This window comes from Pseudoxanthomonas daejeonensis (assembly GCF_022637495.1).
In the GTDB taxonomy this organism is placed as follows: Bacteria; Pseudomonadota; Gammaproteobacteria; order Xanthomonadales; family Xanthomonadaceae; genus Pseudoxanthomonas; species Pseudoxanthomonas daejeonensis.
Genome location: NZ_CP093331.1, coordinates 2,325,351 through 2,338,409, shown reverse-complemented (window position 1 = coordinate 2,338,409; position 13,059 = coordinate 2,325,351). Strand labels below are relative to the sequence as shown.

The window sequence follows — 13,059 nt, the reverse complement described above, 5'->3', positions numbered from 1 at the left end:
GCCGGCAAAGCTGCGAGCCCGGTGTTTGCGCAATCGACGAAACCATCGAGCGAAAGCGTTCGCGCGGCCAGCGCCGAAGGGGAGCCTGCCGTTACCGGGGGTACGGCCCACTCGCGCAGGACGGCGGACTCCTTCCGAAGCCGACGCGCTCCGATGCCCGGCTTTGGCTGTAGTTCTGGCTGTTGTTGCTGCCGGAAAAAAACGCCGGCGCGAGGCCGGCGTCTTTTCGAATCCTGTTACCTGTACGGCGCCGTCACCCTTCCCACTGCCCGAGCGCCGCCAGGCCGTTGTCGCGCGCACGCGCGGCCACGATCTGCTGGGCCTTGGCGAAGTTGCCGGTCATGTCCTTGGCCCACAGGCCGAGCGCGGCCTGCTGCATGGCCCGGCCGTAGGAGAAGCTCAGCGGCCACGGGTTCGGACCCAGGCGGTTCATCGCGTCCAGGTGCGCGGTGGCGTCCTCGTCGCTCTGCCCACCGGACAGGAACACGATGCCCGGCAGGATCGCCGGCACGGTGCTCTTCAGGCACATCAGGGTCGACTCGGCCACTTCCTGGACGTCGGCCTGCTCCGGGCAGTCCTTGCCGGAGACGACCATCGAAGCCTTGAGGATCGTGCCTTCCAGCAGCACGTTCTGCTCGTAGAGCGCGCCGAACAGCGAACGCAGCACCGCCTCGGTGACTTCGTAGGCGGTCTCGATGTCGTGGTCGCCGTCCATCAGCACTTCCGGCTCGACCATCGGCACCAGGCCCTGCTCCTGGCACAACGCGGCGTAGCGCGAAAGCGCGTGCGCATTGACCTCGATGCAGGTGCCGGTCGGGATGTCCTCGCCGATGGTGATCACGGCGCGCCACTTGGCGAAACGCGCACCCAGCCGGTAGTACTCCTCCAGCCGTGCACGCAGGCCGTCCAGGCCCTCGGTCACCAGTTCGCCGGGAAAGCCGGCCAGCGCGGTGGTGCCCTTGTCGACCTTGATGCCCGGCAGGATGCCCTGCTGGGCCATGTACTTGGCGAACGGAACGCCGGCCCTGGTCGACTGGCGCAGGGTCTCGTCGTACAGGATCGCGCCGGAAATGTGCTCGGACAGCTTGGGCGCGGTCAGCAGCAGCTCGCGGTAGGCGCGCCGGTTCTCTTCGGTGTTCTCGATGCCCACGCCGGCGAAGCGCTTGCCGATCGTCGCCGTGGACTCGTCGATCGCGATGATGCCCTTGCCCGGGGCGACCATTGCCTGGGCGGTCTCGGCAAGCTGTTCGATGCTCATGGGGTTCCTGCACGGGGGCTACTGGAAGGCCGCGATTATAGCCGCGGCGCCTGCCATCCACTCCCGTGAAGGAATACGCCCCAAACCAGCGCGGCGCCCGATGGGCGCCGCGTGGCTCAACGCTGGTGCTGTGTCAGAGCTCGCCCAGGCCGCTGGCGCTGCCGTCCGCACTGACCTCGAGCAGGCGCAGCGTGTTGGTCGCGCCATGGGTTTCCATGTGCTCGCCACTGGTGAACACGACGCGGTCGCCCGCCTTCAGCTGGTTGGCTTCGACCAGCAGGCGGATGCTGCCGCGCGCGGCTTCGCGCGGGGTCAGGCCGCGGCTGTCGAAGTTGATCGGGAACACGTCGCGCATCATCGCCATCTTGCGGCGCGCGCCGTCGTGGCGGGTGATCGCGTAGATCGGCGCCGAGGCGCGGAAGCGCGACAGGTAGCGCGCGGTGCCGCCGGATTCGGTCATCGCCACGATCGCGCGCACGCCGATGTGCTGCGACAGGAACATGGTGCCCATCGCGATGGCCTGGTCGGCGCGCTCGAGGTTGCGCTGGGCCTTGCCGAAGTCGGTCTCGGTCTGGAACTGGCGTTCGGCGCCCAGGCAGATGCGGGCCATCGCCTCGACCGCGCGCACCGGGTAGGCGCCGGCGGCGGTCTCGGCCGACAGCATCACCGCGTCGGTGCCGTCGATGACCGCGTTGGCCACGTCCAGCACCTCGGCGCGGGTCGGGATCGGGCTCTCGACCATCGACTGCAGCATCTGCGTGGCGGTGATCACCACTTTGTTCTGCGCCAGCGACTCGCGGATGATCTTCTTCTGCAGGCCCGGCAGCTCGGCGTCGCCGATCTCCACGCCCAGGTCGCCGCGGGCGACCATCACCACGTCGGAGGCCTCGACGATCTCGACCAGGTTCTCGATCGCCTCGGTACGCTCGACCTTGGAGACCAGCGCCGCGTCGCAGCCGTGCGAACGGGCGATCGCGCGGGCATCGTTCATGTCCTGCGCATTGCGGCAGAACGAGACGGCGATGAAGTCCACGCCGATCTTGGCGACGATGCCGATCAGCTCCTTGTCGCGCTCGGTCAGCGCGCCCAGCGAGAGGCCGCCGCCCTGCTTGTTCAGGCCCTTGCGGTCGGACAGCACGCCGTCGTTGAGCACGGTGTTGACGATGCGCTCGCCCTGCACGTCCACGACCTGCAACTGCATCAGGCCATCGTCGAGCAGCAGCACGTCGCCGGCCGCCACGTCACCGGGCAGGCCCAGGTAGCTGACACCGACCTGGCTGTTGTCGCCGGGAGGCGCATCGACGGAGGCGACCAGGTCGAAGCGGTCGCCCGCCTTCAGCGTGATCTTGCCGGCGGCGAAGCGCTCGATGCGGATCTTCGGGCCGGGCAGGTCGGCGAGGATGCCGACTTCCACGCCGACCCGTGCCGCCGCGGCGCGCACGTCGGCGGCACGCTTGGCCTGGCCCGACGGATCGCCGTGCGAGAAATTGAGGCGGACGACATTCACGCCGGCGCGGAACAGCGCCTCCAGCACGCCCGGCGCGTCGGTGGCCGGTCCGAGGGTGGCGAGGATCTTGGTGCGGCGCTGTTGGTCGGTCATTTCTCTTGTGTGAGGTCCCTAAAAGGCAGGGAAAACTACCACAACGACCCACCGAGCGGCAGCGCTGTCATCGGCGACGCGCCGTTCGTCCTGCGCGGCATCGTCGCCGACTGGACGCATACGCATGCGGACGGAAAACAAGTTGCATCGACAACCATGCGCGCGCACCTCAGTCACGGCGACACGCGGTGTCGCGCGCAGGTACGATGGACAGTCCCATCTGTCCCCAAGCCATTCCGCATCCGATGACCGCATCCGCCTCCGTTTCAGCTCCCTCCCGCCTGCAGCAGCTGCGCGAACTGTCGGTGGTCGTCGCCGACACCGGCGACTACGACGCCATCGTCCGCCTGCGTCCCGTCGACTGCACCACCAACCCGACCCTGGTGAAGAAGGCCCTGGGCCTGCCGGTCTATGCCGAGCTCATCGATCGCGAACTGGCCTGGGCACGCACCCAGCCGGCGGTCGACAAGGCCGTGATCGACGAGGTCGCCGACCGGCTGACCGTCGGCGTCGGCGCGATGCTGACCGGCCTGGTCCCGGGCCGCGTGTCCACCGAGGTCGATGCGGACCTGGCCCATGACACCGCCGCGACCGTGGCCAAGGCGCGCAAGTTCGTCGCCATGTACGCCGAGCGCGGCATCGGCCGGGAAAAGATCCTGATCAAGGTCGCCGCCACCTGGGAAGGCGTGGAAGCGGCGCGCCAGCTGCAGGCCGAGGGCATCGACTGCAACCTCACGCTGATCTTCAACCCGACCCAGGCCATCGCCTGCGCCGAGGCCGGCGCGTTCCTGATCTCGCCCTTCGTCGGCCGCATCCTCGACTGGTACAAGGCCCGCGGCCAGGTGCCGGCGAGCATCGACAAGGATCCGGGCGTGGTGTTCGTGCGCGGGGTCTACGCCGAGTTCAAGCGGCGCGGCGCGGCGACCGTGGTCATGGGCGCCTCGTTCCGCTCCGTCGAGCAGGTGCTGGCCCTGGCCGGCTGCGACCGCCTGACCATTTCGCCCGACTTGCTCGAACAGCTGGACGCCTCCACCGGCACGGTCGAGCGCAAGCTGGTGGCCCCGGCGCGCGAGGAGCGGGTGATCACGCCGGTCAACCAGGCCCGCTTCGCCGCCGACCTGGCTGCCGACGCGATGGCCGACGAGAAGCTGGCCGAGGGCATCGCCGCCTTCGCCAAGGACCTGGACGCCCTGCGCAGCGATATCGCCCAGCGCCTGGCGTGACCCTCAACCGCGTGCTGCTGGCCTGCCTGCTGCTCGGGCTGGCCGGCTGGTGGTTTTCCACGCCGCGCCGCGCCGGCGACCTGCCCGCCGCGGTGCATGCGGGCAGCAGCCGGTGTCCGTTGCCGCCGTCGATCCGCCAGAGCGGGGCCCCGCTGCAGAGCGATGTCCCCGGCGGCATGGCGTCGTTCCCGATGGCCGCGTCGAAGCTGGTGCCGCTGGCAGGCTTCAGCCTCGACGGACGCGTGCTCTCGCGCCGCGACTATTCCAGCGGGCGTGAAGCCGACTGGTCGCCCACCGACCTGGCCCTGGGCTGGGACGGCATGGCGCGCGATGAAGTGATCGACGGCCTCGACATCAGCCAGTCCGGACGCTGGTACCGCTACCGCTGGCAGAACGACCCGCCGCTGCCGCTGCCCGAGATCGCACGCAGCAGCGCGAACATGCACATGATCCCCTCATCGACCGAGGTTGCGCGCACGCTGGCTGGCATCAAGGCCGGGCAGCGCGTGCGGATCGACGGCTGGCTGGTCGAGGTCCAGGCCGACGACGGCTGGCGCTGGCGCAGTTCCACCAGCCGCACCGACACCGGCGGCGGGGCCTGCGAGGTGGTCTACGTGTGCGGGATCTCGGCTTTGTAGGAGCGGGCATGACCGCGACACCGGGGCATCGGAATCACGGGGGCACCGTCGGGCCGAGGGCGTCGGCTTCGCGGACTGAAGTCCGCTCCTACAAGAAACAGCGACCCCGCCGCCGCAGCGATCAGATCGCGCAGGACACGCCGGTTCCACCCAGCCCGCAGTAACCGTTCGGGTTCTTCGACAGGTACTGCTGGTGGTAGTCCTCGGCGTAGAAGAACGCCGGCGCCGGATACGCGATCTCGGTGGTGATCGGCGGGTAGCCCGATGCTTGCAGCGACTCCTGGTAGGCATCGCGGCTGGCCAGGGCCGCGTCGTACTGCGCCTGGGTGTGGCAGTAGAGGGCCGAACGGTACTGGGTGCCGACGTCGTTGCCCTGGCGCATGCCCTGGGTCGGATCGTGGCTCTCCCAGAAGGCTTTCAGCAGCGTGGCGAAATCCAGCTGGGCCGGGTCGTAGACCACGCGCACTGCTTCGGTGTGCCCGGTCTGGCCGGAGCACACCTCTTCGTAGGTCGGATTCGGCGTGCCGCCGCCGGCATAACCCACCGCGGTGGTATGCACGCCCGGCAGGTTCCAGAACTTGCGCTCGGCACCCCAGAAGCAGCCCAGGCCCACGTCGACCACCTCCATGCCCGGGAATTCGCCACGCAGCGGGCGGCCGTGGACATGATGGACGTTGTGCAGCGGCAACGGTTGCCCGCGGCCCGGCAGCAGGTCCGCTTCGCGCGGCAGGCGCTGCTTCCAGGCGCCTACGCCAAGCATCGATCCAAGGGTCATCGGACGCTCCGTCACGCCGGCAGGAGGCCGGGGTCGTCCAGGGAAATGGGGTCGGAACCAGTGCCGGGCAAGTCGTCGCCCAGCCCGGCGGCCTGCAGCGCCGCGCTGGCTTCCGGCATCGACGAGTCGGGCACGCAGACCCGAAGGACGCCGAACAGCGGCAGTTCGCCGGCACCACCGAGCAGGTTCTCGCCGAAGACGAAGGCCGGGATGCCGACGTCTTCCAGCACATGCCGGGCCAGGTGGGCGTCGATCAGGTTGTGGGCGCGGTAGGCGACCTGCATGGAGGAATCCTCACGGGCCGGCGGACACCGCGTCCGCCATCGACCCGAGCATACGCCCGCCCCGGCGGCATCGGCCAAGCATCCGCGAACGCGCCGCCAGCCGTTCAGGCGGAACGCGTCGACCGCGCGCAGCCGCCTGCACAGGGGCGGCTCGGCTAAACTTGCGGTTTGCCTTCGCAGCCCCCGCCCCATGTCCGACGCCCCCAAGCCCATCGACGCCTCGCCCGCCGACGCCCCGCCGGAAAAAAGGGACTTCATCCGCCAGATCGTCCGCGAGGACCTGGCCAGCGGCAAGCACGCCGCGATCCGCACCCGCTTCCCGCCCGAGCCCAACGGCTACCTGCATATCGGCCATGCCAAGGCGATCTGCCTGGACTTCGGTGTGGCCGCCGAGTTCGGCGGGCGCTGCAACCTGCGTTTCGACGACACCAACCCGGCCAAGGAAGACCCCGAATTCGTCGCCGCGATCCAGGACGACGTGCGCTGGCTGGGCTTCGACTGGGCCAGCCTGCGCCACGCCTCGGACTACTTCGGCGTCTATTACCTGGCCGCGCAGAAGCTCATCGCCGACGGCAAGGCCTTCGTCTGCGACCTGTCGGCCGAGGAAGTGCGCGCCTACCGCGGCTCGCTGACCGAGCCCGGCCGCAACTCGCCGTACCGCGAGCGCAGCGTCGAGGAGAACCTGGACCTGTTCGCGCGCATGCGCGCCGGCGAATTCGCCGACGGCGCCCGCACCCTGCGCGCGAAGATCGACATGGCCAGCGGCAACATCAACCTGCGCGACCCGGCGCTGTACCGGATCAAGCACGTCGAGCACCAGAACACCGGCAGCGAATGGCCGATCTATCCGATGTACGACTTCGCCCACGCGCTGGGCGATGCGGTCGAGGGCATCACCCATTCCCTGTGCACATTGGAATTCGAGGACCACCGCCCGCTCTACGACTGGTGCGTGGACAACGTCGACCTGGCCGGCAACCCCGACCTGCTGGCGCCGCTGGAGAAGCACGGCCTGCCGAAGGAAGCGGCCAAGCCACGCCAGATCGAGTTCTCGCGCCTGAACATCAACTACACGGTGATGAGCAAGCGCAAGCTGACCCAGCTGGTCGCCGAGAACCTGGTCGACGGTTGGGACGATCCGCGCATGTACACCCTGCAGGGCCTGCGCCGCCGCGGCTATACGCCGGCCTCGCTGCGCCTGCTGGTCGACCGCGTCGGCATCAGCAAGCAGAACTCGGTGATCGACTTCTCGGTGCTGGAAGGCTGCCTGCGCGACGACCTGGACGCCACCGCACCGCGGCGCATGGCCGTGGTCGATCCCCTGAAGCTGGTGCTGGCCAACCTTCCGGAGGGCCATGAGGAATCGCTGACATTCCCCAACCATCCCAAGGACGAAGCACAGGGCGAGCGCCAGGTGCCGTTCGCGCGCGAATTGTGGATCGAGCGCGAGGATTTCGCCGAAGTCCCGCCCAAGGGCTGGAAGCGGCTGGTGCCCGGTGGCGAAGCGCGACTGCGCGGCGCCGGCATCGTGCGCATCGACGAGGTGGTGAAGGACGAGGCCGGCAACGTGTCCGAACTGCGCGGCTGGCTGGATCCGGAATCGCGCCCGGGCATGGAAGGCGCCAACCGCAAGGTCAAGGGCACGATCCACTGGGTCAGCGCGCAGCACGCGGTGGCCACGGAAATCCGCCTGTACGACCGCCTGTTTTCGGTGGAGAAGCCCGACGACGAGTCCGAAGGCAAGACCTACCGCGACTACCTCAATCCGGAATCGAAGAAGACCGTGCAGGGCTGGATCGAACCAGCTGCCGCGCAGGCCGCGCCGGAGCAGTCGTTCCAGTTCGAGCGCACCGGCTATTTCGTCGCCGATCGCCGCGACCACACCCCGGAAAAGCCGGTATTCAACCGCAGCGTGACCCTGCGCGACACCTGGTCGGCGGGTTGAGCACGAACGCCATGCTGTACGCACAGGTCCACCTCACCCTGCCCGCCTGGGTCCATGACGCGTTCGACCAGGCCGCGACCTTCGCCTCCGACGAGGACAAGGTCGCGCTGGCGATCGAACTGTCGCGGCGCAATGTCGAAGCGCGCAGCGGCGGCCCGTTCGGCGCAGTGGTGTTCGGCCCGGACCACCGGGTGATCGCCGCCGGCGTGAACCGGGTGATGCCGCACACCACCTCGCTGGCGCACGCCGAGAACATGGCCTACATGCTCGCCCAGCAGCGCCTGCAGACCCCGCGCCTGAACGACGTGCTGTCGCCGGTGACGTTGGCCACCTCGTCGCAGCCTTGCTGCCAGTGCTACGGCGCCACGATCTGGGCCGGCATCGACCGCCTGCTGATCGGCGCGCGCTCGGAAGACGTCATGGAGCTGACCGAATTCGACGAAGGCCCGCTGCCGGCGGACTGGATCGGCGAGCTCGAGCGCCGTGGCATCGCCGTCACCCGCGACCTGCTGCGCGGCGACGCGCGTGCGGTGCTGCGCGCCTACGGCGAGGGCGGCGGCGAGCGCTACTGAGCGCCGCTGCCCCCACCATGCACGGACTGCTCGGCTACTGTCGCCAGGGCTTCGAGCCGGAACTCGCGGCCGAGTTCGGCGAGCGCGCCGCCTTCGCCGGTATCGCCGGTTACGCGCGCGCCGTTCGCGACGACGGGCATGTGCTGTTCGTCACCGGCGACGAGGCCGACGCGCAGGTACTGGCCCGCAACCTGCCTTTCAGCGACCTGGTTTTCGCCCGCCAGAAGCTGCGCCTGTTCGCCGAGCTGCGCGGGCTGGATCCGAAGGACCGGCTGACGCCGTTGCTGGCCGCGCTGCCCGCCGGCCTGCGCGTCGGCGACCTCTGGGTCGAGCATCCGGATTCGGATGCGGGCAAGCCACTGTCGGGCCTGGCGCGCAGCTTCGGCAACGCGCTACGCCCGGCGTTGCGCAAGGCCGGCGTGCTTTCGGCGAAGGAAGATCCACGCCTGCCGCGCCTGCACGTGTGCTTCCTCGCCGGCGACCACGCGCTGCTGGCGCTGGCCGACCCGCGCGACAGCGCGCCGTGGCCGCTGGGCATCCCGCGACTGAAGCTGCTGCCCGACGCGCCCTCGCGGTCGGCGCTGAAACTTGAAGAAGCCTTCCTCGCCCTGCTCGACGCGGGCGAGCGCGAGCGCCTGCTGCGCCCCGGCATGACCGCCGCCGACCTCGGTGCCGCCCCGGGCGGCTGGACCTGGGTGCTGACTCGCCAGCACCTGCGGGTGACTTCGGTCGACAATGGCCCCTTGCGCCAGCACGTGCTCGACACCGGCCTGGTCGAACACCTGCGCGCCGACGGCTTCCACTGGCAGCCCGCGCGGCCGCTGGACTGGATGGTCTGCGACATGGTCGAACAGCCGAGCAAGGTCGCCGCGCGCATGGCGCAGTGGTTCCGCGAGGGCTGGTGCCGCCACGCGGTGTTCAACCTCAAACTGCCGATGAAGAAGCGCTGGCAGGAAACCCGGCTGTGCCTGGACCTGTTCGAAGAGCAGGCCGGAAAGCCGGTCACCGTGCGCGCCAGGCAGCTCTACCACGACCGCGAAGAGATCACGGTTTTCGCCACGACGGGCGGCTGACAACGGGCGCGGCTCTCAGCCCTGCGGACATCCGGAGCCGCTGCGCGCACTCAAGGCAGGAACGGGAAGACCAGTTTCAGCAGGCTCTTGAGGCCACCCTCGGCGCTGCTGGACACCGCCTTCGCGCCGAGGCTGTTCAGCGCGGCGCGCGCATCCTCCCAGCGCAGTTTCGTGACGTCCTTCTTCAACAGGTCGGCCAGCTCCTCCGAGCCGGGCGCGAGCTTGCGCAACTCCTTCACCACGACCTCGGTATCCGGCTGCAGGAAGCCGCTGCGCTCGGCCAGTGCGACCAGTGTGTCGAAACGCACTGCCAGCACTTCGCGGTTGCGCTCGTACACGGGCAAGGCACCGGCATCGAGGACGGCCTGCTCGAACTGCAGCCGGTCGTCCGGGTGCTCCACGCGCACGGCCAGGAACCCATCCTTGCGACTGCGTTCGCTGACGTGGCGGCTGCCGGCGCGCAGGTTGGCCTCGGTGAGCACGTTGCCGAGGATGCGACGCAACGCCGCGTCCGACGGTTCGGCGACGAGCTGACGCCAGCGCGCGTAACCGTCGCTGCGCAGCGCGCGCAGCTTGGCCGGGGTGATCCGCAGCAAGGCGGCCGCCGAATGGTTGCTGGCGTTGCGATCGATCGCGCCGTCGCGTTCGAGCAGCACGTAGACCAGAAGCTCAAGGTCGCGCTTGCTCAGCGCGCCGAAACCCTGCAACTGGGTCTGGCGGAGGAACTCGGTGGCGAACGTCGCCGGCTCTTTCAGTTCGAGTTGCTGCATCGGTCGTGCCTCCTCCGGTAGACCAGTATCGGCGATCGGTGTCGCAGGGGCTGGGACGCCCCCCCCCGGAAGGGTGGCCTTCAGCCCCTTGTACCGGCACCACGGCGGCCTGGACGGAAAGGGTGCGCTACCGGCCGGACTCCCGTCCCGGCCGTTCGCTGCGGAATGTCTCGATGGCGCCGCGGTCCTGCAGGGTCACGTATACATCGCGACCGTCGGCGCCACCGAAGGCGACATTGGTCGGCTTGGCACCGCGCAGCTTCACTTCGCGCAGCACCTGCCCCGCCGGTGAAACGACCGCCACCACGCCGGCGCCGTTGCGGGCGATATACAGGTTGCCATCGGCATCGCTGCGCATGCCGTCCATGCCATGGTCGGGGAATGCGATCAGCAGGCGCTTGCCCGACAGGCCGCCGCTGGCATCGATGTCGTACACCCAGACATTGCGCTGCACGCTTTCGTTCACGTACAGATGCCGGCCGTCGGGGCTGACCTCGATGCCGTTGGTCGTGCCCATGCCGGTCTCCAGCCGCTGCGCGATGCCGTCGCGACCGACGCGCCACAACTGGCCGGCATTGTTCTTCCAGTCCGGATCGCTGGCGTAGAGCGTGCCATCCGGGGCCAAGGCGATATCGTTGGGCTGGTGCGCACCCTCCAGGTGCGCGAAAACGCGAACCCCGCGCGTATCCAGGTCGATGGCCAGCACGTTGTGGCCGGTGTAGTCGGCCACGTACATCGTTCCATCGGCGCCGAAGCGGATGCCGTTGCCGGTGCTTCCCTCGGGAAGCCGCACGAACAGCGCGGCCTCGCCCTGGCCATCGGCGCGCGTCACCACCCGGCCGATGGTGCCGTCGCGGCCGAAGCCCACCGCATACAGCGCGCCATCCGGGCCGACCGCTGGCCCTTCGATTCCGCTACCGAACACGCCATCGCCGACCAGGTCGCGCGTCTGTACGCGCGCGCTGTCCCCGGGCTGCGCCGTGGAAGCCGCCGCGAAGCCCGGCGCCAGCAGGAACAGGCACAGGGCGATGCGCGAGGGACGGCGGGACCTGCGGGGTTGGCGTGTGATGGCGGCGTCCTCCATGGCGATGCGCGCGCCAGTGTGCCAGAGCCGACAGGCGTATTCCGCGACGACATGGAGGGCATGCGAACCTTGGGGCTGGCGCCACGGGCCGTCGCCACCTATCGTCCGAGGCGCACCGTCCGATCCGGACCTCACGGCAGGCGACCTTGGAGGCAACATGCCGCAGCTTGGAATCACCCGACGCCACCTGCTGGCGGCGATGGCCGGTGCAGGACTGGCCGGCACGCTGCCGCTGCGGGCGCAATCGCAGGCTCGTTCGGCGGGCGACGCCATGAACCCGGCGCGGCGCAAGGACTCCATCGGCGTCGCGCTGGTGGGCCTGGGCGGCTATGCCACGCACCAGCTCGCACCCGGGCTCCAGCTGGCGCAGCACTGCCACCTGGCCGGAATCGTCACCGGCTCGCCGCAGAAGATCCCGGCCTGGCAGGCCAGGCACGGCATTCCGGACCGCAATGTCTACAGCTACGACGACTTCGACCGGATCGCCGACAACCCGGACATCCAGGCCGTCTACATCGCCACGCCCAACGACCTGCACATGCCGCTGACCCTGCGCGCAGCCAGTGCCGGCAAGCACGTCTGGTGCGAGAAGCCGATGGCGATGGACGCGGCCGAAGCACAGGCGATGGTCGATGCATGCCGGGCCAACAAGGTGCAGCTGACCATCGGCTACCGCCTGCAGCATGAGCCCAACACCCGGCGGCTCATGGCGATGGCGCGCGAGAAGCCTTACGGCAAGATCCTCAAGGTGCGCGCCGACGCCGGCTTCAATGCCTACGACGACGTCGACCCTGCGAACAAACCCTGGCGCCTGCTTCCGCAGCATGGCGGCGGCGCGATGTACGACATGGGCGTGTATTCGCTCAACGCCGCGCGCTATACCTCCGGCCAGGAGCCGGTCGCGGTGACCGCGCGGCAGGAGATCCGGCGCCCGGCCCTGTTCGAAGGCGTGGACGAAACGATGCACTTCACCCTGGAGTTCCCGGACGGCACCGTCGCCGAGTGCGCGACCAGTTTCGGCCAGGACATGAACACCCTTCGCGCCGACTGCGAACGCGGCTGGTACGAACTGTCGCCGTTCCAGACCTATGACGGGCTGAAGGGACGCACCAGCGACGGCAAGGTCTTCGCCGACGCAGTGCCGCACCAGCAGGCCAGACAGATGGACGACGACGCACTGGCGATCCTGCAGGGCACCGCACCGCTGGTCCCGGGCGAGGAAGGCGTGCGCGACATGCGCGTGGTCGACGCGGTGTACGCCTCGGCCCGGGACGGCGGCCGGCGCATCGTCCTGTAGGCAGGCACGCAGGGTGGGCGGCGCGACGGTTCAACGCCGCTTCACCCGGTGGTGTCTAGCGTTGCCGGCCGGCCTCCCTGCCCCGACCGACCGACCGATGAAACACTTCTCCGCCTTCGTCTCCCTGCTGGCCGCGACCGCGCTCGCCGGCACTCCCGCGCTGGCCGCAACAAAAGGTCCGCCGGCCAGCACTTCGCCCCTGCTGCCGCCCGTGGCCACCCCGGTCGACCAGCCCCTGCAGCACCAGACCGGCATGGTCGTGATCGAGGGCGCGCATGGCGAGCGCACGATCATCCGTTCGCTCGAGCCACGCAGCCTGGTCGGTGGTGACCGGCTCGACTTCGGCCTGCTCGATGCCGACGGTGATGGCCGGGTCGATCGGCGCGAGGCCGGCATCGACCGCAGCCTGCGATCGGAGTTCGACAACGTCGACGTCGATCGCGATGGCACGCTGGATCGCGAAGAGCTGGCCGGCTGGATCCTCTGACCGGGCCATCGGACCGGCAGTGGGATATCGGGGTCCGCAAGGATCGGGTGGAA

Annotated in this window: 13 protein-coding genes; 7 read left to right on the top strand and 6 right to left on the bottom strand. The window is 69.4% G+C overall.

All coding sequences use genetic code 11. The features are described 5' to 3' along the window. Nucleotides 1–253: 253 nt before the first annotated feature. Both MNQ95_RS10450 and pyk read right to left on the bottom strand, forming a co-directional pair. The gene (locus MNQ95_RS10450; protein WP_241952832.1) at nucleotides 254–1,258 is read right to left on the bottom strand and encodes a class I fructose-bisphosphate aldolase; all 1,005 of its coding nucleotides are present in this window, start codon (nucleotides 1,256–1,258) and stop codon (nucleotides 254–256) included. Between the two features lie 133 nt (nucleotides 1,259–1,391). Beyond that, nucleotides 1,392–2,858: a pyruvate kinase gene (pyk, locus tag MNQ95_RS10445; RefSeq protein WP_241952831.1), complete on the bottom strand. Its 1,467-nt coding sequence runs from the start codon at nucleotides 2,856–2,858 to the stop codon at nucleotides 1,392–1,394. Between the two features lie 245 nt (nucleotides 2,859–3,103). Between pyk and MNQ95_RS10440 the strand changes: the two genes are divergently transcribed. Further along, nucleotides 3,104–4,081 carry a transaldolase gene (locus MNQ95_RS10440; protein ID WP_241952830.1) on the top strand — a complete coding sequence of 326 codons (978 nt, stop codon included), beginning with the start codon at nucleotides 3,104–3,106 and terminating at the stop codon, nucleotides 4,079–4,081. Further along, nucleotides 4,078–4,719, top strand: a complete 642-nt coding sequence (locus tag MNQ95_RS10435) for a hypothetical protein (RefSeq protein WP_241952829.1) — start codon at nucleotides 4,078–4,080, stop codon at nucleotides 4,717–4,719. Before MNQ95_RS10440 ends, MNQ95_RS10435 begins: the two co-directional genes overlap by 4 nt. Nucleotides 4,720–4,840: 121 nt before the next feature. Here MNQ95_RS10435 and msrA read toward each other — a convergent pair whose 3' ends face one another. Both msrA and MNQ95_RS10425 read right to left on the bottom strand, forming a co-directional pair. Further along, a complete protein-coding gene (gene msrA, locus MNQ95_RS10430) occupies nucleotides 4,841–5,479 on the bottom strand; it encodes a peptide-methionine (S)-S-oxide reductase MsrA (protein ID WP_241954410.1) in 639 nt (212 codons plus the stop codon). Between the two features lie 26 nt (nucleotides 5,480–5,505). Next, nucleotides 5,506–5,778, bottom strand: coding sequence for a putative signal transducing protein (locus MNQ95_RS10425; protein WP_162408299.1), 273 nt, complete (start codon nucleotides 5,776–5,778; stop codon nucleotides 5,506–5,508). Nucleotides 5,779–5,968: 190 nt separating this feature from the next. Between MNQ95_RS10425 and MNQ95_RS10420 the strand changes: the two genes are divergently transcribed. The 3 genes from MNQ95_RS10420 to rlmM are packed head-to-tail and all read left to right on the top strand — an operon-like array spanning nucleotide 5,969 to nucleotide 9,368. Continuing rightward, a complete protein-coding gene (locus MNQ95_RS10420) occupies nucleotides 5,969–7,723 on the top strand; it encodes a glutamine--tRNA ligase/YqeY domain fusion protein (protein WP_241952828.1) in 1,755 nt (584 codons plus the stop codon). An 11-nt stretch (nucleotides 7,724–7,734) separates the two neighbouring features. After that, nucleotides 7,735–8,295, top strand: a complete 561-nt coding sequence (locus MNQ95_RS10415; RefSeq protein WP_162408527.1) for a nucleoside deaminase — start codon at nucleotides 7,735–7,737, stop codon at nucleotides 8,293–8,295. Between the two features lie 17 nt (nucleotides 8,296–8,312). After that, on the top strand, nucleotides 8,313–9,368 hold the full coding sequence (rlmM, locus tag MNQ95_RS10410) for a 23S rRNA (cytidine(2498)-2'-O)-methyltransferase RlmM (RefSeq protein WP_241952827.1): 1,056 nt from the start codon (nucleotides 8,313–8,315) through the stop codon (nucleotides 9,366–9,368). A 50-nt stretch (nucleotides 9,369–9,418) separates the two neighbouring features. On the opposite strand, the gene MNQ95_RS10405 is transcribed toward rlmM, so the two are convergent. Beyond that, a complete protein-coding gene (locus MNQ95_RS10405) occupies nucleotides 9,419–10,138 on the bottom strand; it encodes a hypothetical protein (RefSeq protein ID WP_162408302.1) in 720 nt (239 codons plus the stop codon). Between the two features lie 127 nt (nucleotides 10,139–10,265). Beyond that, nucleotides 10,266–11,222 carry an SMP-30/gluconolactonase/LRE family protein gene (locus MNQ95_RS10400; protein ID WP_338423326.1) on the bottom strand — a complete coding sequence of 319 codons (957 nt, stop codon included), beginning with the start codon at nucleotides 11,220–11,222 and terminating at the stop codon, nucleotides 10,266–10,268. Nucleotides 11,223–11,379: 157 nt separating this feature from the next. Here MNQ95_RS10400 and MNQ95_RS10395 point away from each other — a divergent pair, with 157 nt between their 5' ends. Next, nucleotides 11,380–12,519 (top strand): Gfo/Idh/MocA family protein, encoded by a 1,140-nt coding sequence (locus MNQ95_RS10395; protein WP_241952826.1) that lies wholly within the window; start codon nucleotides 11,380–11,382, stop codon nucleotides 12,517–12,519. Between the two features lie 97 nt (nucleotides 12,520–12,616). Beyond that, nucleotides 12,617–13,006 (top strand): EF-hand domain-containing protein, encoded by a 390-nt coding sequence (locus tag MNQ95_RS10390; RefSeq protein WP_241952825.1) that lies wholly within the window; start codon nucleotides 12,617–12,619, stop codon nucleotides 13,004–13,006. The last annotated feature ends 53 nt before the right edge of the window (nucleotides 13,007–13,059 follow it).